The 25,669-nt window shown below is 61.6% G+C and carries 25 protein-coding genes; 7 read left to right on the top strand and 18 right to left on the bottom strand.

What is annotated here, in order from left to right; translation table 11 throughout:
- Positions 1-13: 13 nt before the first annotated feature.
- The 3 genes from idi to ABIE18_RS03245 all read right to left on the bottom strand — a co-directional run bounded on the left by idi (position 14) and on the right by ABIE18_RS03245 (position 2,932).
- Complete coding sequence (gene idi, locus ABIE18_RS03255) at positions 14-562, bottom strand: isopentenyl-diphosphate Delta-isomerase (RefSeq protein ID WP_499721158.1); 549 nt, start codon at positions 560-562, stop codon at positions 14-16.
- A gap of 170 nt (positions 563-732) precedes the next feature.
- The gene (locus tag ABIE18_RS03250) at positions 733-1,983 is read right to left on the bottom strand and encodes an Nramp family divalent metal transporter (RefSeq protein WP_442016356.1); all 1,251 of its coding nucleotides are present in this window, start codon (positions 1,981-1,983) and stop codon (positions 733-735) included.
- 133 nt (positions 1,984-2,116) lie between these two features.
- Positions 2,117-2,932 carry a CPBP family intramembrane glutamic endopeptidase gene (locus tag ABIE18_RS03245; protein ID WP_499721156.1) on the bottom strand — a complete coding sequence of 272 codons (816 nt, stop codon included), beginning with the start codon at positions 2,930-2,932 and terminating at the stop codon, positions 2,117-2,119.
- A gap of 170 nt (positions 2,933-3,102) precedes the next feature.
- On the opposite strand from ABIE18_RS03245, the gene ABIE18_RS03240 reads away from it, so the two are divergent.
- Complete coding sequence (locus ABIE18_RS03240) at positions 3,103-4,209, top strand: EAL domain-containing protein (protein WP_499721155.1); 1,107 nt, start codon at positions 3,103-3,105, stop codon at positions 4,207-4,209.
- Here the strand turns inward: ABIE18_RS03240 and ABIE18_RS03235 are convergent.
- The 3 genes from ABIE18_RS03235 to ABIE18_RS03225 all read right to left on the bottom strand — a co-directional run bounded on the left by ABIE18_RS03235 (position 4,206) and on the right by ABIE18_RS03225 (position 6,550).
- Positions 4,206-5,099, bottom strand: a complete 894-nt coding sequence (locus ABIE18_RS03235; RefSeq protein WP_499721153.1) for an SGNH/GDSL hydrolase family protein — start codon at positions 5,097-5,099, stop codon at positions 4,206-4,208. The two genes, ABIE18_RS03240 and ABIE18_RS03235, sit on opposite strands and share 4 nt — an antisense overlap.
- Positions 5,100-5,241: 142 nt before the next feature.
- The gene (locus tag ABIE18_RS03230) at positions 5,242-5,703 is read right to left on the bottom strand and encodes a hypothetical protein (protein ID WP_499721152.1); all 462 of its coding nucleotides are present in this window, start codon (positions 5,701-5,703) and stop codon (positions 5,242-5,244) included.
- Between the two features lie 136 nt (positions 5,704-5,839).
- Positions 5,840-6,550: a FadR/GntR family transcriptional regulator gene (locus ABIE18_RS03225; RefSeq protein ID WP_499721151.1), complete on the bottom strand. Its 711-nt coding sequence runs from the start codon at positions 6,548-6,550 to the stop codon at positions 5,840-5,842.
- A 113-nt stretch (positions 6,551-6,663) separates the two neighbouring features.
- Here ABIE18_RS03225 and ABIE18_RS03220 point away from each other — a divergent pair, with 113 nt between their 5' ends.
- Complete coding sequence (locus ABIE18_RS03220) at positions 6,664-7,617, top strand: cation diffusion facilitator family transporter (RefSeq protein WP_499721150.1); 954 nt, start codon at positions 6,664-6,666, stop codon at positions 7,615-7,617.
- 18 nt (positions 7,618-7,635) lie between these two features.
- On the opposite strand, the gene ABIE18_RS03215 is transcribed toward ABIE18_RS03220, so the two are convergent.
- On the bottom strand, positions 7,636-8,469 hold the full coding sequence (locus tag ABIE18_RS03215) for a helix-turn-helix transcriptional regulator (RefSeq protein ID WP_499721148.1): 834 nt from the start codon (positions 8,467-8,469) through the stop codon (positions 7,636-7,638).
- 86 nt (positions 8,470-8,555) lie between these two features.
- Here ABIE18_RS03215 and ilvD point away from each other — a divergent pair, with 86 nt between their 5' ends.
- On the top strand, positions 8,556-10,418 hold the full coding sequence (gene ilvD, locus ABIE18_RS03210; RefSeq protein WP_499721146.1) for a dihydroxy-acid dehydratase: 1,863 nt from the start codon (positions 8,556-8,558) through the stop codon (positions 10,416-10,418).
- Between the two features lie 7 nt (positions 10,419-10,425).
- On the opposite strand, the gene ABIE18_RS03205 is transcribed toward ilvD, so the two are convergent.
- Both ABIE18_RS03205 and ABIE18_RS03200 read right to left on the bottom strand, forming a co-directional pair.
- Positions 10,426-10,662, bottom strand: a complete 237-nt coding sequence (locus ABIE18_RS03205) for a hypothetical protein (protein ID WP_499721144.1) — start codon at positions 10,660-10,662, stop codon at positions 10,426-10,428.
- Between the two features lie 16 nt (positions 10,663-10,678).
- The gene (locus ABIE18_RS03200; RefSeq protein ID WP_499721143.1) at positions 10,679-12,478 is read right to left on the bottom strand and encodes a thiamine pyrophosphate-requiring protein; all 1,800 of its coding nucleotides are present in this window, start codon (positions 12,476-12,478) and stop codon (positions 10,679-10,681) included.
- A 116-nt stretch (positions 12,479-12,594) separates the two neighbouring features.
- Here ABIE18_RS03200 and ABIE18_RS03195 point away from each other — a divergent pair, with 116 nt between their 5' ends.
- Positions 12,595-12,840, top strand: a complete 246-nt coding sequence (locus ABIE18_RS03195; RefSeq protein WP_499721142.1) for a hypothetical protein — start codon at positions 12,595-12,597, stop codon at positions 12,838-12,840.
- A gap of 4 nt (positions 12,841-12,844) precedes the next feature.
- Here ABIE18_RS03195 and ABIE18_RS03190 read toward each other — a convergent pair whose 3' ends face one another.
- The gene (locus ABIE18_RS03190; RefSeq protein ID WP_499721141.1) at positions 12,845-15,001 is read right to left on the bottom strand and encodes an amylo-alpha-1,6-glucosidase; all 2,157 of its coding nucleotides are present in this window, start codon (positions 14,999-15,001) and stop codon (positions 12,845-12,847) included.
- A 150-nt stretch (positions 15,002-15,151) separates the two neighbouring features.
- Positions 15,152-15,409, bottom strand: a complete 258-nt coding sequence (locus ABIE18_RS03185; protein WP_499721140.1) for a hypothetical protein — start codon at positions 15,407-15,409, stop codon at positions 15,152-15,154.
- Positions 15,410-15,576: 167 nt separating this feature from the next.
- Here ABIE18_RS03185 and ABIE18_RS03180 point away from each other — a divergent pair, with 167 nt between their 5' ends.
- Positions 15,577-15,933: a cupin domain-containing protein gene (locus ABIE18_RS03180; protein ID WP_499721139.1), complete on the top strand. Its 357-nt coding sequence runs from the start codon at positions 15,577-15,579 to the stop codon at positions 15,931-15,933.
- Positions 15,934-15,992: 59 nt separating this feature from the next.
- On the opposite strand, the gene ABIE18_RS03175 is transcribed toward ABIE18_RS03180, so the two are convergent.
- The 7 genes from ABIE18_RS03175 to ABIE18_RS03145 all read right to left on the bottom strand — a co-directional run bounded on the left by ABIE18_RS03175 (position 15,993) and on the right by ABIE18_RS03145 (position 23,328).
- Positions 15,993-16,685, bottom strand: a complete 693-nt coding sequence (locus tag ABIE18_RS03175) for a GntR family transcriptional regulator (protein WP_499721137.1) — start codon at positions 16,683-16,685, stop codon at positions 15,993-15,995.
- A gap of 39 nt (positions 16,686-16,724) precedes the next feature.
- The gene (locus ABIE18_RS03170; RefSeq protein WP_499721136.1) at positions 16,725-18,179 is read right to left on the bottom strand and encodes an NAD-dependent succinate-semialdehyde dehydrogenase; all 1,455 of its coding nucleotides are present in this window, start codon (positions 18,177-18,179) and stop codon (positions 16,725-16,727) included.
- Positions 18,180-18,221: 42 nt separating this feature from the next.
- Positions 18,222-19,475 (bottom strand): aspartate aminotransferase family protein, encoded by a 1,254-nt coding sequence (locus ABIE18_RS03165; RefSeq protein WP_223947640.1) that lies wholly within the window; start codon positions 19,473-19,475, stop codon positions 18,222-18,224.
- Between the two features lie 82 nt (positions 19,476-19,557).
- The gene (locus ABIE18_RS03160) at positions 19,558-20,688 is read right to left on the bottom strand and encodes an FAD-dependent oxidoreductase (RefSeq protein ID WP_499721135.1); all 1,131 of its coding nucleotides are present in this window, start codon (positions 20,686-20,688) and stop codon (positions 19,558-19,560) included.
- A gap of 3 nt (positions 20,689-20,691) precedes the next feature.
- Positions 20,692-21,459, bottom strand: a complete 768-nt coding sequence (locus ABIE18_RS03155; RefSeq protein WP_224094850.1) for an amino acid ABC transporter ATP-binding protein — start codon at positions 21,457-21,459, stop codon at positions 20,692-20,694.
- Entirely contained in the window at positions 21,456-22,352 is an 897-nt protein-coding gene (locus tag ABIE18_RS03150; RefSeq protein WP_499721134.1) for an amino acid ABC transporter permease, read from the bottom strand. Before ABIE18_RS03150 ends, ABIE18_RS03155 begins: the two co-directional genes overlap by 4 nt.
- Before the next feature lie 49 nt (positions 22,353-22,401).
- Positions 22,402-23,328, bottom strand: a complete 927-nt coding sequence (locus ABIE18_RS03145; RefSeq protein ID WP_499721132.1) for an ABC transporter substrate-binding protein — start codon at positions 23,326-23,328, stop codon at positions 22,402-22,404.
- 337 nt (positions 23,329-23,665) lie between these two features.
- Here ABIE18_RS03145 and ABIE18_RS03140 point away from each other — a divergent pair, with 337 nt between their 5' ends.
- Both ABIE18_RS03140 and ABIE18_RS03135 read left to right on the top strand, forming a co-directional pair.
- A complete protein-coding gene (locus tag ABIE18_RS03140; RefSeq protein ID WP_499721130.1) occupies positions 23,666-24,340 on the top strand; it encodes a haloacid dehalogenase type II in 675 nt (224 codons plus the stop codon).
- A 27-nt stretch (positions 24,341-24,367) separates the two neighbouring features.
- A complete protein-coding gene (locus ABIE18_RS03135; protein ID WP_224094854.1) occupies positions 24,368-25,645 on the top strand; it encodes an NAD(P)/FAD-dependent oxidoreductase in 1,278 nt (425 codons plus the stop codon).
- Positions 25,646-25,669: the final 24 nt, after the last annotated feature.

Here is a 25,669-nt window from a genome sequence, read left to right as displayed (position 1 = left end):
CAGGATGTGACAGTCAAGCTTGTGCTCCGAGCCCCAGGGCTTGAACCTCGGTGAGCTGTGGAAATTGCAGTGCCAGCCATGGGCTGAAGACAGCAGGAGTTCTCTCCAGGGCTTCTGCAACGAGTCCCGGCGTCATCCATGCGTAGTCGGCGACTTCGAATGGATTTGGCCTGAGCGGTCCAAGGATCCGGGCCACATAGACCGGACAAATCTCATTCTCGACGATGCCTGAAGAGTCCACAGCGCGGTAACGGAAGCCGGGGAGGACTAGTTCGATCCGCCCGACGTCCGCTCCCAATTCGAAGCGGGCGCGCCGGAGAACCGCATCCTCAGGGTCCTCGCCGGGAGCTGGATGCCCGCAAAAGCTGTTGGTCCAGACACCTGGCCATGTCTTCTTCTCGGGCGAGCGACGTGTTAGGAGGAGCTCCCCGAGGCCGTTGAGCATGTAGCAGGAAAATGCCAGATGCAGCGGGGTTTCTTGGGTGTGAACCCCTGCCTTGAGGGCTTCGCCGATGGGCCTGCCGGCGTCGTCGAGAAGGACGACCATTTCTGTCGCGTTCACTACACGCCTTCCCTTGGCGCCTTAACTTCGACATTGCTAGATAAGCTAGCTAGAAGCTTAGCATGTGAAGTTAGGCTATCCCAGGCCTATATCCACCAGGTCAGAGAGTTGCTGGTCGCCCTATAAGCGCGGCGGCGCGGCAGTGCGGGCATATGGGTCTGGGCAGTGACTTAGGACTGCCCGCTGATCGTCAGCGTAATGAGCACTATGTTCAGGCCAACGATCAAGGTGGCACTGGTCCAGCCGGCTATCTTCAATGGCTTGGAGTCCACATGGATACCCATGACCTCGCGCTTGCCGGTGAGTCTGATGAGTGGGATCAGTGCGAACGGAATTCCGAAGCTGAGCAGCACTTGGCTCAACACCAGTGCCAGCGTGGGCTCAACACCTGCTCCCAGGATGATCAATGCTGGAATCAGGGTGATTACACGACGGGTCAGCAAGGGGATGCGTACCTTTAGCAGGCCGCCCATGATGGTCGCACCCGCATAGCAGCCCACCGACGTCGACGCTAGGCCGGAGGCCAGCAGGCCAATCGCGAAGATGACGCCGATAGCCGGACCAAGTGCCGACGTCACGGCCGCGTGGGCACCGGCAATCGTATCCGTTCCCTCAATGCCCCTCAGGCTGGATGCAGCCAGCAAGAGCATCGAAATGTTCACCACGCCGGCAAGCAAAAGGGCGCCCGCAACGTCAAAGCGGGTAGCGCGGATCAGCCGTGTCCGCACAGCCGGGTTCTCGGAGAAGCCGTGCCGGTCCCTCGCCAAGGCCGAGTGTAGATAGATCGCGTGTGGCATCACGGTGGCGCCGAGCATACTTGCTGCCAACAGAACCGTATCCGTGCCCTCAAAGCGGGGCAGCAAACCGCCCAGTGCACTTCCGGCATCCGGTGGGTTGACGAACAAGCCGGACACAAACCCGACTGCGATGATTCCCAGTAATACCAGGATCGCGTACTCAAAGGAGCGCTGTCCGCGGCGGGATTGCAGCGCCAACAGCATCATTGAAGCGAGACCGACGATGAGGCCGCCAGCCAGTAGTGGAAGCCCGAACAAGAGATTGAGGGCAACCGCACCGCCAATCACCTCTGCCATGTCCGTGGCGCCGGCAACGATCTCGGCCTGAGCCCAGTAGAGGCGCCGGCGCTTGGTTCCAAGCCGCTTGCCGAGAATCTCCGGAAGGCTCAGGCCGGTTGCCAGGCCGAGCTTCGCTGATTGGTACTGCACAAGGACTGCCATGGCGTTGGCTGCAACCAGCACCCACACCAGCAAGTATCCGTAGTTTGCTCCGGCTGTCAGATTTGCGGCCACATTGCCGGGGTCGACATAGGCGATCGCCGCCACGAATGCAGGGCCGAGCAGGAGCAGGCGCGACCATACCTTTGCTGGTGCTGGTCGTCTTTGCAGGGTGGGGGCGGCCATTGTCGTATCCTCGTCATCGCGGAAGTCTGTTTCGAGGATAACCGAAAGTTAGGCATACCGAAAAGTAGTTCTTAGGCGCTCCTTTTCGGAGCTGCTCCAGTCATGGTTCACGAGCGGCTTCAGGGCACCTCGTTCAGTACAGGAAGATGGGCAACCAGTCACGGTTGTGGGCATGGACCAACGCCAGGAACAGGACGAAATCGAAGAGCAGATGAACTGATACAACGTATGTGAAGGACTTCGTCAGCTTGAACGTGTAGCCCTGGAGCAGCGCGAACGGGAAGGTCAGCAGGGGACCCCAGACCTGGTATCCGATCTCCCACAGGAAGGACGAGAAGACCACGGCTTGCAGGAGGTTGGCCAGCCAATCGGGGAAGTGCTGGCGCAACAGCGTGAACGTGGTGCAGATGAAGAACAGCTCGTCCCAAATACCCACTGAGTTCACTCCGAGGAAGAGGCGCCAGAAGATGCTCGGATCGGAGGCGTCCGGCCAATTGTGGTAGACGCCGGTCCGGATCAGGTAAGCCGGCAGGATGAAGTACCCAAGCGCTACAACGCCCACCAGGTATAGTTTCGCGGCGAGCGGCCATGGACGGCCCGTGTTGACCGGAAATTTGATGATCTTTTCGTCGTACAGGTACCGGGATATAAGCCAAGGAACCAGCACGGCCAAAGCCAAGGCGCCACCCATGAGTGCCATGTGTTCGATGCTGAGATCCGCGTTCAGGGGCACCAGGCTGATGGTGACCATTCCGGCTGCTACCAACACGAGGTGCCGCATCAAGCCGCGGTCGATAAACGCAGCGGTAACAATGCTCGCCGCGAGGAATGCGTAACCGAGAAAATCATTGCCCAGGGCGAAAAGCGGCACCCCGGACAGGGAGAGCAGCCCCGCTGGCAAAAGCTTCCAGGTGAGCGCGGTCCGGGATTCCGTGGAAATCGACATCACACCTCTAGCATCCCAGTGCTGGCTGCCACACGACACGGTTTTCCTATACTGCCTCAGGCCCCTAACTGGAACGGGGAAATTCTCTGTAAGATTCGTGGCAGGGCCCATGCTTTTCCGGGTCAGGTCATGTCTGGCTTAGCCAGCGGGGGATACTCATAAAGGAATATTCAATGGCTCAAGAAGAGGGCTCTTTTCCACCGGGCGGCGGTGCTGACCACCCATCAGCGGAGGACGTCGAGACGTCCACCTTTGCCCAGGACATGACCATGCGAGAACAGGTGATGGACATCATCGATGCCATCCTCGCTGATTCTGATCCCAAGGGTGAAGGGGCCAGGACTAAACTTCACCAGCTCATCGAGGCTCGTCCGGATGATCCCGAGGGCGCTTTGCTGGAGCATCTGCTGGAAACCCGGAAGGCTTCGGCCGCAGAGCCGGCGGTTCCGGTTCGGCGGGAAGTCTCCAGTGTCCACCTTGAGTCCTCCGATGCAGCACGCACGGTGACAGTTCCCGTCAGCCAGGAGGTTCGGGAAGACATCCAGGCAATACTCGCGGACAAGCTTTTGTTGACGGCCTTCCAGCCGGTCCACGCGCTGCCTGACGGCAACGTAGTGGGCGTCGAAGCGTTGACCCGGTTTGTCGGTGAGGACGGCGCGGGCGCGGATGTGTGGTTCCGCGAGGCCGCGGAAGCAGGCCTGGGCACTGAATTGGAGATCGCAGCCCTTCACTGCGCGCTGACTGCGGCCAAAGACGTCCCCCACGACATGTATGTTGCCTTGAACCTCACTCCAGCGACGTCCCGTGACCCGAGGGTGCGGAACCTGCTTGCTGCTGCGTCGCTGGCCCCGGACCGGATCATCGTTGAACTAACCGGCAGCCTGGAAGCCTTGGAAGGCCAAACGCGCGACGACGGACTCGGCCAGCTGCGCTCGCTCGGCTTGCGTGTTGCTGTCAGCGCTTCCGGGGCAGGTTTCGTTTCAATGGACCTTTTGAGCGAGCTGAGCCCGGACATCATCAAACTCGATCGCCATCTCATTGAAGGCATCGAAGGCAGCGAGGGACAACGGATCCGGGCCAAGGCCGTGGTCGAGCTCGCCCGGGAAGTTGGAGCTGCGGTGGTTGCGGAGGGCATCGAAACTCCCGCAGAACTCAAGGAAGTCACGGCGTTAAAAGTGACCGCCGCCCAGGGATATTTGCTTGGACGCCCCTCGGTTCACCCCTTGGACTGGTCAGCCTGGAGCATTCGCGCGCAAGCCGAGGCCCAGCCGACGGGCTAGTTTCCCAGGGGTTCTGTCTCAGTGTGCGGAACCGTTCCCACGTACGTGCCCGGCGGCATTCCGGCGCCAAAAACAGGCCCGGGGTCCGGCCGCTTGGGGTGCCGGTTGTCGTCGGCCAGCCTTTGCGTGAGACGTTGAAGAACCCAGGGAACCAGGTGTTCCCGTGCCCAGACGATGTCGTCCGCCCTCGCCTCCCGCCAGCTGCGTTGAGGCAGGGCCTTGGGGATCATCGGCTCCAAGGTATGCGGGACATTGAGGGTATCCAGCACCATCATGGCGATGGTGTGCTGGCCTAGTGGGGAGAAATGCAACCGGTCCCGATCCCACATCTGAGGGTTGGTGAGCTGGCGCAGCGCCCAGAGGTCGGCGATCACGGCGTCATGGCGGGCAGCGATGATACGCATGTTTTCGTTGAAGATGGCTACCTTGCCACGGGTATGTCCGAGCACCGGCGTCGCACCCCAGTCCGGGCCCGCGAACAGCAGGATTGTTGCGCCGGTGGCGGCTAAAACTTTCACGCCGGCATCGAGTTCCAGTGCGAGTTTGTCAGGATCGCTCCTGTGGAACAGCAGGTCATTTCCCCCGGCGTTGAGCGTGATGAGATCCGGCCGCAGGTCAAGGGCCGGGCCTACTTGCTCCGTCAGGATCTGGTGGAGTAACAGTCCGCGCACTGCCAGGTTGGCATAGGCGAAGTCCTCGTGGCCGGCGCTCAGTTCTTCCGCAACCCTGTCAGCCCAGCCCCGCAGTCCGCCGGGGCTGCCGGGCTCCGGATCGCCCACCCCTTCGGTGAAAGAATCGCCCATCGCCACGTAGCGGCTCCACGGGTGCAGGCGGGTCCCGAATGCGGCGGGACCACCCTGCGCCGGGCCATCGGCGCTGGAGGCGTTCATTCCCCCATATTGCGCTCTCCCACGGCGCAATGCCATGGCTTTGATGTGTCAACTGGGGCGGAACGGCGCCGGAGATGATGCACGACGGCGGTGCACACCCATGGCGCGTACCGCCCGCCAGGTGCGTACCGCCGTCGTTGTTTCAGAAGCGGATGTGGACTGCGAAGCTGTCTTCGGGGTGGCCGGTGTAACGTGACGCGGCGTTGCGGGCAGCGGCCGGTATATCGATGAAGCTCCGGGCTGTAGCGGTGAGCCCCGGGTAGTCGTCGAATGCCAGCGTCAACCGGCCGTCAGCAGCGTGCTTGATGTGCACCGTGATGACTGTTTTTGGTGTCTCCGGCGGAAGGCCGGCTGTGGTGAGCGAGTAGTAGGGCGTGGTTCTTCCGCGGATATCGGCAGGAACGTTGGCCCGGATGGATCCTTCTTCCTCCAGTTCGGAGAGGCGGGCCTTGACGGTATCTTTGCAGGCTGTGACGCCGTGGGTGATATCTGATACTTTGCTTGCGCCATTGCGAGCGAGGTAGTTGAGGATTTGGCTTCTGGTGAGTTGGGATCGGGTCTTGCTGGTGGTTCGGGTTGGGGCTTTGATGGAAGTCGTTGTCATGGCCGTGTCCAAGCGGTCGACTTTTTTGTCATCATTTCCTATGGTCGGGCACCCAGTGGGGCGCAATGAGACGGGGCGGATTCGTCGTTGAATCCATCCGAATGGTGTGGTGGGCTGTGTTGTCCGATCGCGGGCTTCAGGGCGCCGAAACCGGTAGGACAGCCCCAAGCGATCCTTCTACGCCATGAAGGTGCCGCATCATGGCGATCCCGGCATCCTCAGCCGAGCCGTTTTCGATGGCTTCGAAAATGGCCGCGTGCTCAAGTCCGGATTCCTTCCTCCGGTCCACTACCTGGTTCAAGGTGCTGGACTGGTTGGCCATGGCCTCCTCAATATCGGAAAGCATCGATGCGAAGACGCCATTGCCACTGCTGCGGGCGATGATCGCGTGGAACTCGGAATTGAGGATGACCCACTGTTCCAGATCGTCTTCTTCATCCATGGCCCGCAGGATTTCCCGGAGTGATTCGACATCCTGCTGGCTGCGGTGTTCCGCGGCCAAGCTGGCGGCCGGCACTTCAATGTGAGGCCGTGCCTGCAGGAGTTCGCGCGCCGAGTATTTGCCCAGTTTCAGGTCCTGGCCAACTTTGTCGGCGATGACGAAAGTGCCCTTGCCCGTCCGGGTTACGGTCAGGCCCAAGGCATTTGAAGATTTCAGGGCCTCGCGCACCATAGTCCTGCTGACCCCGAACTGCTGCGCCAACGTGGCTTCCGAATCCAGGCGGGAACCTACTGGAAGGCTGCCGTCTTCAATGGCAGCCCTCAGGGTGGCAAGCACTGCCTCGGCGGCACCGACCCTTACGACTTTGGTTTGTCCAGCAGTCCAGCTGTCCAACAGGCTGAACATGGAATGAATATGGCATGGCTCACAGAGTGGGGCAACTTGTTACGCGGGGAGTTGCGCTGCTTCACGGGCCTGAAGTGCTGCTTGACGGGCCTCCAGTTGGGTACGGTATCTCCATGGCGGCATCCGAGAAGCGCGATAAGCCCGGCTCCACACTGCTGACCGTTGCCATTGCGTTTGCGGCGAACGCCCTCGTTGCGGCGGCCAAATCGGTGGCTGCCGTCATCACCGGATCTGCTTCCATGACCGCCGAAGCCGCACATTCCTGGGCGGACACCGGCAACCAGGTATTCCTCTTCGTGGCGGAACGGCGCTCCCGGCGTCCTCGGGACGACAGTCATCCGATGGGTTATGGCCGGGAAGCATATGTCTGGTCCATGTTTGCCGCTTTCGGGCTATTCACCGCTGGCGCAGTGGTGTCCATAATGCACGGCATCCAGCAGATCATCACGCCGGAGCCGGCTTCGGACTTCCTGGTTGCATACGTGGTCCTGGCCGTGGCCTTTGTCCTGGAAGGAGTCTCCTTTGTCCAGGCCTTCCGCCAGACGAGGAAGACGGCCAAACAGCTGGAACGGAACACCCTGAAGCAGGTCCTTATCAGTTCTGATCCCACCTTGCGGGCCGTGTTCGCAGAGGATGCTGCTGCACTGATCGGCCTGGTGGTGGCGTTTGCCGGCGTGTTCCTGCACCAGATCACGGGTTCGGCCGTGCTGGACGCCGTGGGCTCGGTCGTTGTCGGTGTTCTGCTGGCGGTCGTTGCCGTTGTGCTGATCGACCGCAACCGACGCTTCCTGGTGGGCCAAGGTGTACCGCCGGACATTGAACGTTCCATCGCCCGCCGTGTGCTCGAACACAGGGACATTGCCCGGCTCACCTACCTCCACGTGGAGTTCGTCGGCCCGCGCAAACTGTACGTCGTGGCCGCCGTCGACCTGCAGGGTGACCACCCGGAACACCACGTAGCAGTTGCCTTGCGCCGGATCGAGCGTGAGCTGGAAGACCATGAAACCGTGGAGGAGGCCGTGCTGACGCTGGCTACTCCGGATGAAACAGCCTGGTCTGGGGCGTAGCTTCTGGCGACTGCCTTGCTACTGGCCACTGCCCATCAGCCGCTGCATCTGCTCGCCTGCGTTGCTCCCAAGCGCCGGTGTGTAGACCACGATATGGAGATCGGGCCTATCCGACGGCGAGACCTGGTGGTGCTCCATCTGCAGCACACCCACGGCCGGATGATGGAAGAGACGTTCACGGGACTCGAAGCCCAGGATGTCGTAGCGGTCCCAGCTTTCCTGGAACTCCGGGCTGGCTTGCTTGAGCCGTTCAACTTGGAACTCAACATCGGGATCGCCAAGGCGCTGACCCGTTTCGGCCCTGAACTCGGCAAGGAACCGCTTGCTGGTCACGTCCCAATCCGGGAGCAGATCGCGGACGTAGGGATCGGTGAAGACGAGCCACAACAGGTTCCTGTCCGAGGCGTCGAACGTCCCTATGTTCGGGTACAGGGCCTCGTAGGCCTTGTTCCAGCCAGCAACTCCCCAGTCCGGCGAAAGTGCATAGGCCGGGTTGGGATCCAAGGCCTCCAGTAGCCGTTGTACGTGTGGGGGAGCATCAGCTGCAACGGGCCCCTTTGGCATGGCGGACGAATAGCCGCCTAACGACAGAACGTAGCTGAGCCCGGTGTCGGATAGATGCAGCGTGCGGGCTACGGCCTCGAGCACCTGCCGGGAAGGGCTGATATCCCGGCCTTGCTCAAGCCAGGTGTACCACGTGACGCTGACGCCCGACAGGAACGCGATCTCTTCCCGGCGGAGACCCCGTTCCCGGCTCCGCCCTACTGGAGGAAGTCCATAGTCAGAACGCAGGGCTTGGTTTCGGCGGGTCCTGAGGAAGAGTCCCAGTTCCTTGCGTCTCTCATCTTTCACGGACTCAACACTATTACTCTGGTACTTTCACTACTAGTAGCAGCACCGTCTTCCACCCGCCGTAGAACAACAGCAGGATGGTACACATGCCTGCACTTCGCTCCAGAACAGTTACCCACGGCCGCAACATGGCCGGAGCCCGCGCACTGCTGCGCGCTTCCGGCGTCGCCAACACGGACATCGGTAAGCCGATCATCGCCGTCGCCAACAGTTTCACCGAGTTCGTTCCCGGCCACACCCACCTTGCTCCTGTGGGCCGGATCGTCTCTGACGCGATCCTCGCCGCCGGAGCAGTGCCGCGCGAATTCAACACCATCGCCGTGGATGACGGCATCGCCATGGGTCACTCCGGCATGCTCTACTCCCTGCCGTCCCGCGACCTGATCGCGGACTCCGTTGAGTACATGGTCAACGCCCACTGCGCCGACGCACTGGTCTGCATCTCCAACTGCGACAAGATCACCCCGGGCATGCTCATGGCGGCCCTGCGCCTGAACATCCCCGTGGTGTTCGTTTCCGGCGGTCCCATGGAGGCCGGCCGCGTGACCCTGACAGACGGGTCCGTGCGCTCCCTGGACTTGGTGAACGCGATTGCCGACGCCGTGGACGAATCCATCTCCGATGAAGACATCAACCTCATCGAAGAGAACGCCTGTCCCACCTGCGGTTCCTGCTCGGGCATGTTTACCGCCAACTCGATGAACTGCCTTGCCGAGGCCATCGGCCTGGCCTTGCCCGGCAACGGCTCCGTCCTGGCGACCCACACCGCCCGTAAGGCGCTGTACGAGAAGGCCGGCACCACAATCGTCGACCTCGTGAAACGCTATTACGACGGCGACGACGACTCCGTACTGCCGCGCTCCATCGCCACTGCCGAGGCTTTTGACAACGCCATGGCCCTGGACATCTCCATGGGCGGCTCCACCAACACCATCCTGCACCTGCTGGCCGCGGCCCAGGAGGCGGGGGTGGACTATGGCTTGGAAGAGATGGACGCCAAGTCCCGCCAAGTGCCCTGCCTGGCCAAGGTGGCCCCGAACGTCGCCGGAGACAAGACCTATTACATGGAGGACGTACACCGCGCCGGTGGCATCCCCGCACTCCTGGGTGAGCTGAATCGCGGCGGCCTCCTGCACAAAAACGTCCATTCCGTGCACTCTGATGACCTGGACGGCTGGCTGGACGACTGGGACATCCGCGGCGGCAAGGCTACCGAGGAGGCGCAGGCACTATGGCACGCCGCTCCCGGCGGTGTCCGCTCCTCCACAGCTTTCTCGCAGTCGAACCAGTGGACCTCCCTGGACACCGATGCGGAGGGCGGCTGCATCCGTTCGGTGGAGCATGCCTACTCCAAGGACGGCGGCCTGGCTGTGCTGCGCGGCAACGTAGCAGTGGACGGTGCCGTGGTGAAGACCGCAGGCGTGGACGAGTCCATCTGGACCTTCGAAGGCCCGGCAGTTGTGTGCGAGTCACAGGACGAAGCCGTGGAAATGATCCTGAACAAGACCATCAAGGAAGGCGACGTGGTGGTCATCCGCTACGAAGGCCCCAGGGGCGGCCCGGGCATGCAGGAAATGCTCTACCCGACGTCGTTCCTCAAGGGCCGTGGCCTGGGCAAGAAATGCGCCCTCATCACGGACGGCCGCTTCTCCGGCGGCACCTCCGGCCTGTCGATCGGGCACATCTCCCCGGAGGCTGCCTCCGGCGGCGCCATCGCTTTGGTGGAGAATGGCGACATCATCAGCATCGACATTACGCAGCGCTCCCTCCAGCTGCAGGTCTCGGACGAGATCCTCGCCGAACGCCGCGAAAAACTTGAAGTCAACGGCGGTTACAAGCCGAAGAACCGCGACCGCCATGTGTCTCCCGCGCTGCGTGCCTACGCCGCCATGGCACTGTCGGCGGACAAGGGCGCCGTCCGCGACGTCTCTTTGGTGGAGAACCTCTAAGCGCAGGTCAGGACTGTTCGGGCGTTTCTCCGTTGGCGATTGCCTCGATCCAATCGATGGCTTCGTCAGGCATCTGCTGTCCCGGACCGTCCTCCTCGGCGTCCCACCATGAATCAGCCGGTTGTGGTCCGCCGGCCCCCGCGATCTCGGCAACGATTTCCGGGGGCACGGCGGCGCCGTTGTTATTTATCAACCATTCACGGGTCATGGGACTCAACTGCGTCCACCACTGCTGGATGTTCATTGAAACTGCTCGGTGTTCATTGAGCCTCCGCCTCCGCATAGCTGTCCAGTAGCTTCCGGGCCCGCTCGCCGTCGGCGCCTTCTTCTGCCAACGCGGACCGCATGTCTTCGAGTTTCTTTTCCATGGCAGGGAAGGGCGGAAGCAGCGGGATGTCCGGGTCTGTCAGGACCTCCAGGACTGCAGGGCGGTCCAGCGATAACGCGTAATCCCACGCGTCGCCGAGCTTGGCCGGGTCCTCCACGCGTATTCCGGCCAGGCCCAGCAGCTCCGCATAGGCGGCGTAAGGAAAGTCCGGGATCTCCTGGCTGGCATTGAACCGCGGTTCAGCCTCATTTTCGCGCTGCTCCCAGGAGACCTCAGCAAGGTCGCGGTTGTTGAAAACGCACACCACGAACCGGGGATCGGCCCAGTTGCGCCACCGATGAGCCACGGTGATCAGCTCCGCGATGCCCAGCATCTGCATCCCGCCATCGCCGGCAAGTGCCACCAGCGGCCGGTCCGGGTAGGCAAGCTTGGCAGCGAGACCGTAAGGAATTGCGCAGCCCATGCTGGCGAGCGTGCCGCTCAGGTGGGCCGGGACTCCCGCCGGAAGGGTCAGCTGGCGGGCGTACCAGTAAACGCAACTGCCGACGTCGATACTCAACTGTGCGTTGTCCGGAAGCCTGCCATTGAGTTCGCGGATCACGAGTTCCGGGTTAACGGGATCGGCGGGTATGTTGGCGCGTTCCTCTGAGAGATGACGCCAGGCGCGGACCTGGGTTTCGACGTCGGAACGCCACTGGGCGCGTGCGCTTTCCGGCTGGTTGGGCCGCTGATCGAGCCGCTGGGTGAGTTCCGCCAGGCACGCGGCCGCATCGCCCACAACCCCAACCTCCACGGGGTACCGGTTGGCGACCTTCCGGCCATCAATGTCGATCTGGACAGCTTTGGCAGTTCCAGGTTTCGGGTAGAACTCCGTCCAGGGGTCGTTGGAGCCGATGATCAGCAGTGTGTCGCAGTTGTTCAGGACGTAGGCACTGGCGGAAGTGCCGAGGTGGCCCATGGTGCCGGCAGCGAAGGGCAGCGTCTCGTCGACGTGCGGCTTTCCCAGCAGGCTGGTGGTGATGCCGGCCTGCAGCTTTTCGGCCAGCGCCTGGACCTCCGTGCGGGCACTTTGGGCTCCTTGGCCCACCAGGAACGCTACCCGCTCACCCTTGGAAAGGATCTCGACGGCGGCATCCAGGTCTTCCTCCCGCGGCATCACCCGTGCGGGGTGCCATAAAGGGGCGGTGACAACGATTCCGTGCTCATGTTCGAGTTCGGGTGCCTCGGCGGACTGGATGTCGTGGGGGATGATCACGACGCACGGGGACTTGGTCTCCAGCGCTGTACGGAAGGCGCGATCCAGGAGCATGGGAATTTGTTCCGGGGAGCTGGCGAGCTGTGCAAATTGTGCCGCAACGTCCTTAAAAACGGTCAACAGGTCGATTTCCTGCATGTAGGCCGAGCCCAGGACGGTGGTGCTTTGCTGGCCAATGATCGCCACCACTGGAACGCCGTCCATCTTGGCGTCGTAGAGTCCGTTGAGCAGGTGGATGGCGCCAGGACCTTGCGTCGAAGTCACCACCCCGACGCCGCCGGTGTATTTTCCGTGCCCCACGGCCATGAAGGCGGCTGCTTCTTCGTGCCTTGCCTGCACGAATTCCACGGCATCCTGAGCTCTGCGGAGCGCGCCCATGAAACCGTTGATGCCGTCCCCGCTGTATCCGAAGACCCTGTCCACGCCCCACGCTTGAAGGCGTTCGACGATGAGATCCGAAACTGTTCGCTGGGCCACGCCGGAAATTCCCTTCGCTAGGTACTATCGTCAATTGTTGACAATTGCTACGCTTGATTCATTACCTGAAACCGGGCTTCGCATCCGCCGAAAGCCCCTTGCGTAAAGGACCTCCCATGAAGAAGCGACGCCCCGCCGCCCTGGCTCCAGAGCTCGTTGAAACATCGCGCACCGGGCACCATTGCCCCAAGACCGGATGGTGGTCGGTCGCGGGAGATCCGCGGGCCACGCGTCTCATTACCAAGGGCGAGGTGATGCCCGCCCTGCACGGCACTCCAGCTCTCTGGATCATGCGCGAAACAGCCGGCATCATTGGCGAAACAGCCACCCGCCCCGCAGCCGATTTGATGGCAACTTCGTAGGTAGTCAGCCCTCCTTCCGGAGGCCGGCTTGCTGCACAAGTTCGGTCAACCAGGGCCGGTGTCCTCTATGGAAGACCATCCCTTCCGGAAGCCCCTGCACGGTGGGAACAGAATCCGCGATATCGATGGTTACCCGGCCGCCACCCATGGGCGCATTGGTGATATGCAGGTCCCCGTAGGACGCCGGCAGTTGGGGATCCATCCAGAACCCGCCACGTGAAACATGGGCGTCGTACCTCATCAGGCTGGTGACCAGTTGGATGGGCGAAGTGGCTGCCCACGCCTGCGGCGAGCACGCGGTGGGGTACGGAACGGGCTCGCTGTATTGCTCCCTGCTGAAGCCACAGAACAGCTCCGGGAGACGACCCTCGGAGTAGTCGGCCGCTTCGAGCAGGGCTGTCGAAATTCGTTGGGCCTCTTCCACGAATCCGTAGCGCATCAGGCCGGCGGCAATAACGGCGTTATCGTGCGGCCACACAGAACCGTTGTGGTAGCTGGCGGGGTTGTAGGCGCCCATGTCGGTTCCCAGGGTGCGCACTCCCCAGCCACTGAACATCTCGGGAGACATCAGCCGTTCGGCCACGAGTGGAGCCTTGTCCTCGTCCACCAACCCCACCCATAGGCAGTGGCCCATGTTCGAGGCGCACGCGTCGACCTGCCGTTTCTTGCCGTCCAGCGCGATGGCGTAATAGCCGCGGTCCGGCATCCAGAATTGCTCGTTGAACCGGACCTTTAATTCCGCCGCCCGATCGGCGAGTTCCTGGGCCAAAGGTGCGTCACCGGCGTCGTACGCTATCCACGCCCGTGCCATGTACGCGTCATAGACGTACGCCTGAACCTCGCAGAGGGCGATAGGCGGCTCCGCGAGGCGCCCGTCCGCAAAATTGATGCCGTCCCACGAGTCCTTCCAACCCTGGTTGATCAGCCCGCGATCATTGAGCCGCTGATACTCGACGAATCCGTCGCCGTCCCTGTCGCCGTAGTCCCGGATCCAGTCCAGGGCCCTGTCTGCGTGGGGCAGCAAAGCCGCGATAGTGTCCTTGGCGAACCCCCACCGGCTGACCGAACCCAGCAACACCACGAACAGCGGCGTGGCATCGATGCTTCCGTAGTAAACGGATTTGCCGCCGAGCGCCAGGCCGCTGGAGACGTCCAGCCTGACTTCATGCAGGATCTTCCCGGGCTCTTCTTCGCTGATGGGATCCACTACCTTGCCTTGCCGGTCAGCCAGCGTTTGAAGCGTGCCCAGGGCAAGCGACGGATCAACGGGCATGGCCATCTCCGAGGCCCACAGGGAATCGCGGCCAAACAGCGTCATGAACCACGGCGCTCCGGCCGCCACAACCACCCTGTCCGGGTGTGTGGGGTCTTCAATGCGGAGGGCGCCGAGATCGTCGTAACTGCGCCGCAGTGTCCTCTCGATGGAGTGGTTGCCCATGTGCAGTACAGGAATTTTGGCCACCCATTCCTGGCGGCGCTGATCGCTGCGGGACAACTCGCCGACGGCGGGACGCACCACAGGCGCAGCAGGCGCCCCTCCTTCGGCTCCGGGAGCAATCGTGACCACAGTGCTCCAGTGGCCGCGCGGAGGGATGGTGGTCCGGCACTTGAGGCCCTCGCGGGTTGCCTCGGCAACATCGGAACTTACGACGACGGACTTCCGGACATCCTGCCATGTGGAGCGGATGGTCAGCGTGTTGTGGTGGTACTCGCGGGATTCCTCCCACTGCCTCTGGACGCGTGCTTCCTTGACTTCGAAAACATCCGCGAAGTCCGAGCCGACTGCGAATTCGACCAAACATTCCACGGGTTCCATCGAATGGTTGCGGACGGTGATGTGCTCCACCATTCCCACGCCTACTTCCCGTAAGCGCTCCACGATCAACGGCGTATCCGCATATCCGTCGGACCGTGTAATGCGGCCGGCGAAGGCGGCCCGGTATGGCTCTTTTGTCTGGGCGGTCAGGGGCTCCAGTGACTGGCCGTTGATGGTGAGGGCCCAATCGGACAGGACCCGGGTGTCCCGGAAGAACATGCCATGGGGATGGTCCGGGTGAATGTCCCCGTTGGGCAAGGAAATGCAGAAGGACGTGCCTTCCACCAAGGTGACAGTCCCGGCGCCGAGGGGACCGGCTGCTGTATCTGCATTCCATCCAGCCACTGTATGGGCTCCTCCAAGAACCAAGGACGGCCAGTCCCTGTCCCGGGCTCCCGGCTGTCCTGCTGCATCGTCACCTCGACGGTACTCTCGCTGGCCTGCCGGGGGCTAGAGCCTTGAGCTGTTGGTTTGGGCATCCTGTCCGGGGGGCTGTCAGCCTTGGGAGGCGACCAGCAGATCGTAGTCATCATCGATGTGGAAAAGCCGCCGTTCGCCGATGCGGTCTATTACCCAGATCGTTTGTCCGTCCGCAGTCCGATCGTCCACGGTGCCCCTGTGGTACTCATAGCCGCGCAGGCTGAGGGAGACCACATCGCCGGTTTCCAGGGAATTCCAGAGCGATACCCGCCGGCTCTGCGCACTGCATGCGGCGGGAGTACTTTCCAGGCTGCTTTTCCAGATGAGTTTCATGGGGAATGTTCTCCTTGGTGACGGTGGCTGGCATCAATGGCAGGGCGTCCGGTGAATATTTTCTTATTCAAGTCTATCGTCGATTGTTGACAATTGCTAGGATGGAAACTGTGCTTTCCAAAGACGGCGGGCACGTTCAAAAGGGCGCAGCCCCAGAAGGAGAATCCATGATCAAGGCCACTGTCATGAGCGACGCAACAACCCAGGACCCGGGTGAGCACATCCCCAAAGCAACCACCAGCACACCGGGCCAGACCGAAGTCTCATTCCGCCTGTGGGCCCGCGACGGCCACAAGACGGGCATCTGGGAGGTTACGCCGGGTGTGTTCAACAGCACCCGCCCGGGTTACGACGAGATCTGCCAGATCCTCAGCGGCAAGGGGACCATCACTGAAGAAGACGGAACCAGCTTCGACATTGGTCCCGGAACGTTGTTCGTTACTCCGGCAGGATGGACGGGAACCTGGACCATCCACGAGACGCTGCGGAAGATGTGGGTTGTCACGGACGTTCCCGCAAACTAATTCCATAAAGGAAGGGCCCGGTTCATTGTGAACCGGGCCCTTCCTTTATGGGGACTTTCCTATGCAGTAATTCCCGTTGCTTCCGGGCTGGCAGTGAGGTCCTCCACGGCCTTCTGCATGTGGCGTTTGATGGCCTGCTGAAGACCGCCACGGTCACGCGCCTCAAGAAGGTCCAGGATCATCTGGTGTTCCTGCACCAGCGCGTCAATGCGGGGGTACGCCACCTCCAGGCTCAAAATGCACATCCTGGATTCCGCGGCAAGAGTCTCATAAATACGTATGAGGCGCGTGTTTCCAGTGCCTGAAACGAAGGCGGTGTGAAACTGCATGTCGAGGCGCGCAATGGCCTGCCAGTCGGAGGCTGCAACCTGCTTGGCCATATTCCGGATGATGCCTTTGAGCTCCCGGCACGTGTCCGCCACATGCTCCGGGTCCGAGTCCAAAAGCGTGTTGGCAGCGGCCAACTCCACGGCTTCGCGAACGGCGTAGATCTCCTTGACGTCCTGCGTGGAAAGCTCAAGCACGAAGACGCCGCGGTTGCGCTTGCTCACGAGGATGCCCTCCTGGCACAGCCGCTGGAGTGCCTCGCGGAGCGGACCCCGCGAAGTGTTCAGCTGGCTGGCCAACGCAGACTCATTGACCTGCTGTCCAGGGCTGAACGCCCCTTGGACAATGAGCTCACGCAGCTGATCAGCGATCAGCTGTGCCGTGGGCCGGCCTTCCAATACGAACATTCCCTCCGGTGCCGCCATTGACATCCCCTCATTCCATGCTTCGGCAATTTGAAACTGCTAGACCGCTATTGCGGTGTACTTGTACTCCAGGAATTCTTCGATTCCAATCTTCCCGCCCTCGCGTCCGAGTCCGGATTGCTTGACGCCGCCGAACGGTGCCGCGGGGTTGGAAACCAGGCCGGTGTTCAGCCCGACCATTCCCACTTCCAGTTCCGCGGAGAACCGCAAGGCCTTGTCCATGCTCTCTGTGAATACGTACCCCACCAGGCCCCACTCGGTATCGTTGGCCAGGCGGAGGACTTCGTCCTCACTGTCGAACGCGGTGATCGCGGCGACGGGGCCGAAGATTTCCGTGCTCATCAGTGCGGCGTCCATGGGCACGTCCACCAGGACGGTGGGGGTGTAGAAGTAGCCGGGGCCTTCCGGACGGCTTCCGCCGGTCAGCACACGTGCTCCCTTGGAGACCGCATCTGCAACGAGGCTTTCGACCTTTTCCAGGCCCTTCTGCTCGATGAGGGGCCCGACGTCGGTGCCTGCCACAGCGCCGTTGCCTACCTGCAATTCTGACATCTTTTTGGAGAACTTCTCGCCAAATTCCTCTACCACCGAACGGTGGACGAAGAAGCGGTTTGCTGCCGTGCAAGCCTCGCCCATGTTCCGCATCTTGGCCTTCATGGCACCGTCCACGGCTTTTTCGATGTCTGCATCGGCCAGGACGATGAACGGGGCGTTACCGCCAAGTTCCATGGAGGAGCGCATTACGTTGTCGGCCGCCTGCTTCAGCAAGACCTTGCCCACTTCGGTTGAACCGGTGAAGCTGATCTTGCGTGCGATGCCACTGTCGGTCCAGGCTCGAACCACCGTGGAGGCGGTGGACGTCGTCACAACATTCAGCACGCCGTCGGGAAGACCGGCCTCCTTGAAGAGGGCGACCAAGGCCAGCGACGTCAGCGGTGTCAGCTCGGCAGGTTTGAACACCATGGTGCACCCGGCAGCGACGGCGGGAGCGATCTTGCGGGCACCCATGGCAAGCGGGAAGTTCCACGGAGTGACCAGGACTGAGGGGCCAACCGGTTCCTTGGTGATGAGGATTCGGGTATTTCCATCAACGGAGGCCGCACTGTCACCACCAATGCGGACCGCTTCTTCCGAGAACCAGCGGAGCATTTCGGCGCCGTATGCCACCTCGCCCCTTGCTTCTGCCAACGGCTTGCCCATCTCCGCGGTCATGATGGCTGCGAGCCGGTCCGTGTTGGCGATGACCAGCTCAAAGGCGCGTCGGAGAATATCACTTCGTTCGCGGGCCGTGGACTTTCCCCAGGCAGCCTGAGCACGTCCAGCTGCCTCGATGGCCAAGGCAGCGTCTTCAGGACCGCCGTCGGCAACGTGGGCAATCACTTCGTTCGTAGCAGGGTTCTCAACGGCGAAGGTGGCACCACTGGCTGCCTTCTGCCACGTTCCGTCAATGAACAGATCCGTTGGGATGGTGGTGGGATCAAAGGAGGTGGTCATGGTCGCTCTTTCAGTGATCAGGGGGCTAGTGATCGGGGGGGGCTAGGAGGTGGCCGTCTTGAGCGCCTGCGTGAACTTGGACAGGCCTTGCTGAATTTCATCGCTGCTGACATTCAGGGCGGGGATGAGGCGAATGACGTTGCCATGCGGACCGCATGTGAGGAGCAGGAGCTCTTCCTTGATGGCGGCCTGTTGGACGGCAAGGGCGGTTGCCGCGTCCGGGGTGTTGTCTGCGGCGGTGAATTCGACGCCCTGCATTAGGCCGCGGCCACGCACATTGCCGATTCCCGCGAATTCCGTTTGCAGATTGTCCAGTCCTGCCCGCAGTTCGTCACCGCGCAGCAGGGCGTTCTCCACGAGGTTCTCCCGACGGATCACACCCAAAGTGGCGACGCCGGCTGCTGCCGCGACTGCGTTTCCGCCATAGGTTCCACCCTGGGAACCAGGCCACGCCTTACCCATCAAATCGGCGGAGGCGGCGATTGCGGAGATGGGGAAGCCACTGGCCAGTCCCTTGGCGGTGATCACGACGTCAGGGCTGATTCCGGCCCAGTCATGTCCCCAGAACTTGCCGGTGCGGCCGACTCCGGCCTGGACCTCGTCCAGGATGAGTACGATGCCGTGCTTGTCGGCGCGCTCACGCAGGCCTTGGAGGAATGCGACAGGCGTTGGGATGTACCCGCCATCACCCAGGACAGGTTCGATGATGAAGCCAGCGGTATCGCTGGGGGCGCTGATGGTCATCAGAAGGTGGTCGAGTTCCTTCAAGGCAAAGTCGACGGCGGTGGCTTCGTCCCAGCCGTATCGGTACCAGTGCGGGAACGGGGCAACGTGCACTCCGCCCATGATGGGGGAGAACCCGGAGCGGAACTTGGTTCCCGCGGTAGTCAAGGAGGCAGCCGCTACGGTGCGCCCGTGGAAACCACCTTGGAAGGAGATGATGTTGGGGCGTCCGGTTGCCATGCGGGCCAAGCGGATGGACGCCTCGACTGCTTCGGAGCCGGAGGTTGCGTAGAAGACGCTGTCCAAGCCCTGGGGCAGGACGCCTCCCAGGAGTTCCGTGAGCTCCAGGAGGGGCTTGTGCATCACGGTGGTGTACTGGGCATGGACAATCTTGCCCACCTGCTCGCGGGCTGCGGCCACTACGTCTGGGTGGCAGTGGCCGGTGCTGGTGACGCCGATTCCGGTGGTGAAATCCAGATATTTCTTGCCGTCTGTGGCGTGGATCCAACTACCGGACGCGTAGTCCACGACCACCGGAGTGGCCTGCTTCAGGATGGGGCTAAGTGTTGCCATGGCTTCATACTTTCTTAGTAACTGTAGATTGTCAACAATACGCGATTCGCGGGCCGTTAGCCCGCGAATCGTGTGGTGGTGCTTACTTCTTGAACCGCTGTGGACGGACGAAGTCCAGGCCGTCAAAGCCACCCTTGCCAAGTGCTTCGCTGGCAGCAATCTGGCCGTAGCCAGACGCCATCTTGAAGCCGGCGCCAGAGAAACCGGTGGCGGAGTAGAGCCTGCCCGGCTCAGTGAAGAAGCCCAGGAGGGGTTGCGAATCCGAAGTGAACAGATCCGGGAAGGCATCCGAGCGGACGATGCTGGGAACCAGGTCGGGGAAGAATTCCGTCACCGTCTCAATGGTTTCCGCAATCTCCGCCTTGGTCAGCTCCCTGGGCACTGAGTCCGCGGAGGGGGTTGGTGCCCCGCGGCCATCGAGGGTGGCTTTCACAGTGACGCCGTCCACCGCGGGCGCCCCATACATGGAGCGGTCGCCGGAAATCCTGATGAAGATCGGGAACTTCTCCGGGGTGAACCGGGTTGCGTCGCGGGCGACGAACCAGCTCAGGAAGATCCTGCGGGTTTCCGTGTGCGCCTTCAGGTAGTCAGGCATGAGCTGCCGGGACCACCCACCGGAGGCGATGATCACCCGTTCGAAGGTCCAGGACTGTTCGCCGGAGGTGACGACAACGCCGTCGTTGGTTTCGGTGATGCTGCTGACAGGAGTGTTGCTGAGGACCGTCGCGCCGTTGGCTTGTGCCGCTGCAACCGCCGCGGTAACTGCCCGATCCGTGCGGAGTGCGCCCCCGAAGGGATCGTAAACGGCGACGTCGTCAGCCCGGAGATTGTGCTGCGGGTAGCGTTCGGCCATCTCCTCCCGGCTGAGGATTTGGTGGCTCGCTCCGTTGATGCGGGTGGTTTCCAGCAGCTTGGGAATGTACGGTCCATCAGCGGTGCCGATGGAGAGTCCGCCACAGCGGGTGAGGATGTCCTGTCCCGTTTCTGCTTCGAGCTCGGCCCACAGATCCCGGGAGCGTTCCAGGATGGGGTAGTAGTCCGGCCTTCCCCTGTAAAGCATCCGGAAAAGCCTGGTGTCGCCACCCACCGCACTTCTGCCATGGCCCGGGGCGTGTGCTTCAAAGCCGACCACGGAATCGGACAGCCGTGAGGCCTGCCAGAGCGCCATGCTTCCGATGCTGCCCAGGCCGATGACGGCGAGTTTTCCATCCATCGCTTACAGCACCTGCTTCAGGAAGGCCTGGGTGCGTGCTTCCTTGGGGTTCTTCAGGATCTCCCGGGCATCTCCACGTTCCACCACGTAGCCCTCATCCATGAAGATCAGGGAATCGGCCACTTCGCGGGCGAAGCCCATCTCGTGGGTGACTACCACCATGGTCATGCCCTTCTTGGCGAGGTCCTGCATGACGCCGAGGACTTCCCCTACCTTTTCGGGGTCAAGGGCGCTGGTGGGTTCGTCGAAGAGGATGATTTCCGGATCCATGGCCAAAGACCGGGCGATGGCGACCCGCTGCTGCTGCCCGCCGGAAAGCTCGGCCGGGTAGCGGTCACCGAAAGCGCCGAGGCCCACGCTGGTGAGCAGTTCCTGGGCGCGCTTGGAGGATTCCTTCTTGTCGGCACCCTTGACCAGGACCGGACCGGACATGACATTCTCGCGGGCAGTCATGTTCGGGAACAGGTTGAACTGCTGGAAGACCATGCCTACCCGTGTACGTTGCTGGGCAAGCTTCTTAGGGGGCAGCGCGTGGTAGGCGTGGTCGGTCTCGTAGTACCCGAAATCGTCGCCGTTGACTTTCAGGATTCCGGAGTCCACAGTCTCCAGGCCGTTGATGCAGCGCAACAGCGTGGACTTTCCGGAGCCGCTGGGTCCGATGATGCAGCAGATTTCACCGCTGGCGATATCGAGGTCGATATCGTGGAGAACGGTCTTGTGCCCAAAGGACTTACGAATTCGGCGGGCGTGGATTGTGCCGTCGGTGCTCATCGTGCGATGCCTTCCGGTGCGGTCAGGGTGACTTTCTTGGACTTGCGAGGTACCCGGGCGGAGGTGTGGGAGTACTTCTGTTCGAGCTTGGACTGCGGGTAGCTCAGCAGCAGCGTCATCACGAGGTACCACAGGCTCGCCACGATCAGCAGCGGGATGGTCTCGTAGGTGCGTGCGTAGATGAGCTGGGCGCTCTGCAGAAGTTCCGCAACACCCAGGACGCTGACCAGGGATGTTTCCTTGAACATTCCGATGACCTGGTTGCCGGTGGCCGGAATGATGGAGGGCATGGCTTGGGGAATGATGATCTTGCGCATCTTCGTAGCGGCGCTCATTCCCAGGGAGTCCGCGGCTTCAATTTGTCCCTTGCCCACCGAGGAGAACCCTCCGCGGATGATTTCTGCCATGTACGCGGCTTCATTCAACGTCAAACCGACCAAGGCTGCGGTGATCGGACCCATGAGTGCATTCGTGTCGATTGCGGTGCCGATGTCGGTAAACGGGATCCCGATGGTCAGGTTCGGGTACAGGGCTGAGATGTTGAACCAGAAGATCAGCTGGACCAGGACCGGGGTACCGCGGAACAGGGTGATGAACGCGCCTGCCGTGGCCGCGATCGGCTTGACGCTCGAGGACCTCATGATCGCAATGACCAGGCCCAGGAGGGTACCCAGGGCCATGCTTGCGAGCGTAAGGAAGATGGTGAGCATCAGCCCGCGGAGGATCGATTCGTGGGTGAAGTACTTGGCCACCACGTCCCACTTGAAGTTGGGGTTGGTGGAGACCGAGAAGAGGATGCCTGCGCCAAACAGGATGGAAACCACCCAGGCGACGTATTCAAAAGTGCTTCTGCGGCGAAGGCGGGGCTTGAGTGCCGGATCAATTCCGTTCATTGTCGGTTTGCTTCCGTTACTGATGGTTTGCACCATGGGAGCACCTCTCCTAGTTGAGTTTCGCATCCGTGATGGCTCCGGCATCGAGGCCCCAGGTGGAGAGGGACTTCTTGTATTCCGGGCTGTTCAGGACCGACTGGATGGCGGCCTGGAGGGCGGGAGTCAGGGCAGATCCCTTTTTGACACCGATAGCGGTGAGGTCGCTGGATCCGACGTTGATCTGGGGGGTCAGGATGGTGAACGATTTGGGCTGCTGCTTCTCGGCCCAGGCGAGGGAGGTTGTGTCGTAGAGGATGCCGTCGATCCGCTTGGATGCCAGCTGCGTCAGGGCCTCCTGGACGTTGGGAAGGGTCACGGCGTTGATCGCTGGCTGTCCCTTGGAAGTGCAGGTCTGCTCCGAGAGGGCCGGGAGTCGCTTGAGCTGGCCCGTCGAGCCCTGGGTAACGGCAATGTTCTTACCGCACAGAGTCTCGTTGCTGAGCTTCAGCGGGTTACCCGCGGCCACGGCCACTGAGTTGCCGGCCTTGAAGTAGTCGATCATGTCCAGGACCTTCAGCCGCTCAGCGGTCTTGGACATGGTGGTGGCGGTGAAGTCGTAGCGCCCACCGTCAAGACCGGGGACGATCGTGTCGAACTTGGTGTCCTGGAACTTCAGCTTCAGGCCGAGCTTCTTTGCCACCAAGCGGGCAATGTCCGGGTTCAGGCCGATCGCGGTCGAGTTGTCTTCGGCGAGGAACGTCGTCGGCGGGTAGTGCAGGTCCATCGCGACAGTCAGTTCGCCCTTGTCCTTATAGGACGCCGGCAACAGGCTTACGGCCTTTTCGTCAGGCTGGACGCCCTCCGAGATGTCTGTAGTGTTCGTGGTCTTGCTCGCGTCCGGGGAATCGCTGCTGTTGGCTGTTCCACCACAGGCGCTCAGGGCGAGTAGTACGGCAAGTCCTGCGGCTGCAGTCTGGGCCTTGTTACGAATCTTCATGGTGCTTCCCTTCGAGGGAGTCGGTCACTGGGGAGGGAGAAGTTCTAGGTTGCAATGTGATCCGGATCTCTCCGTCATCTAATGCAATGCAACCCCCTCAACAGTAGATTGTCAACAATTGACAGAAAGTTTTTTCAAGCTTCCCGTCTATGAGAATGGTTCTAATTACTGCGCTAGAAACTGTTGACAATTTACAATTTGGCGGCCTAGAGTCGAATCGTCGGGCACGAACCTTCCAGCCCGCCAGGCACGATTTCGCGGTTCAGCTCGCCTCTTTCGATACCTCCACACACACGGGGCCAGCCCCCTTCCATCTCCCGAAAAGAACGGAAACCCCATGGCAGAGACCAATTTCCGGCCGAAGTACATCTCCTTCGATGTCTACGGCACGCTGATCAACTTCGACATCGATCCCACCACCCGGCGGCTGCTTGATGGACGCATCTCCGAAGAGCAGTGGCCTACGTTCAAGAAGCAGTTCCGTGGCTACCGCTTCGACGAGGTCCTGGGGGACTTCAAGCCGTATGAGGCGATCCTGAAGGATTCCTTTGACCGGGTGTGCAAGCGCTGGGGCATTGGGCCCACCGAAGGTGCCGGCGCAGCGTTCGCTGACGCTGTCCGCGGTTGGGTTGCCCACGAGGACGTGCCGGCTCCGCTGAAGCTCATGGGCGACAACTACCAGTTGGTGGCGTTGTCCAACGCGGACGACAGTTTCCTGGATATCAGCATCCCGAAGCTGGGTGCAGAGTTCCACGCGGTCCTGACTGCTGAGCAGGCACAGGCCTACAAGCCGCGTTACCAGGCTTTTGAGTACATGCTCGATACCCTGAACGCCAAGCCGGAGGACTTCCTGCACGTCTCCTCGCACACCCGGTACGACATGCACCCGATGCACGACATGGGCTTCCGTAACCTCTGGATGCTTGACCGTGGCTACGACCCCATTGGCGGGGGCTACGACCTCACCACGGTCAAGTCCCTGGACGAGATCAACAAGCACCTCGGTCTCTAAACCGGCTTCGAAGCGAAAGGTCATACCGTGAAACTTGTTCCCTACTGGCTCGATACTGCAGAGCCTTCCGGCGATTACCGCCGCACTCCGGTCCCGGAGAACGTTGATGTTGCGATTATCGGTGCCGGCTTTACCGGGCTGTCAGCAGCCCTTGAATTCGCCAAGCAGGGCGCCAGTGTGGCCGTTTTCGAACGCCACACTGTTGGCTGGGGTGCTTCGGGCCGTAACGGGGGAATGGCTACGACCGGTTTGGCCATTGGCTTCAGCACGGCAGTCAAGCGCTACGGAGCTCCCCGTGCAGTTGAGATGTTCCGCGAATACAACGATGCCATCGAAACCATCGAGAAGCTGGTGCACGACAACGGCATCGACTGCGATTTCAAGCGTTTCGGCAAGCTCTCCCTGGCGTTCCACAAGTCCCACTACGATGGCTTCCTGAAGTCCCAGGAGCTGCTGGCAAACCTGGTCGATCACCATGTAAAGGTCATCCCCAAGTCAGAGATCCACAGCGAAATCGGCACGGACTTCTACCAAGGTGCCATGATGGATCCGCTGGGTGCGGGTCTTCACGTAGGGAAGTTCGTGCACGGCCTGGCAAAGGTGGCAATCGACAACGGCGCAGTCATTTGCGAGAACGCATCGGTCACCGAGCTGAACAAGGTCTCGGGCACAGTGCACGATGTGCACACCACCCGTGGGATTACCCGGGCCAAGCAGGTCCTCGTCGCCACCAGCGGCTACACCGGCAACATCACCCCGTGGCTGCAGCGCCGCGTGATCCCGGTGGGCAGTTTCATCATCTGCACGGAGCCTCTGTCCGAAGAAGTGGTGAACCGAATCCTGCCCAACAGGCGCCAAGCCTCTGACAGCAAGATGCTGACGTACTACTTCCGGATCACGCCGGACAACAGGCTGCTGTTCGGTGGCCGGGCCCGGTTCGCCTTGTCCAGCCCGGATTCGGACGTCAAGAGCGCCGAAATCCTGCACAAGGCCATGACTGAGCTCTTCCCGTACCTCTCCAACGCCAAGGTGGACTACATCTGGGGCGGTCTGGTGGATCTCTCCATGGACCAGATGGTCCATGCCGGCCAGCATGACGGTCTGTTCTACTCCCTCTGCTACAGCGGCCATGGTGTTCAAATGGCGGCCCACATGGGTAAGCGGATGGCCCACTACATGGCTGGCGACAAGTCGGCAAATGTGTGGGAAGACCTGAAGAACCCGCCGGTTCCCGGCCACTTCGGCCCGCCATGGTTCCTGCCGTTCATTGGCGGAGCCGCAAAGATCATCGACCGTATCAAGTAGACATTCCGCTAGCCAGGCAAGGTA

This window comes from Arthrobacter sp. 2762 (assembly GCF_040548745.1).
Lineage (GTDB): Bacteria > Actinomycetota > Actinomycetes > Actinomycetales > Micrococcaceae > Arthrobacter.
This window is presented reverse-complemented; position numbering and strand designations above follow the sequence as displayed.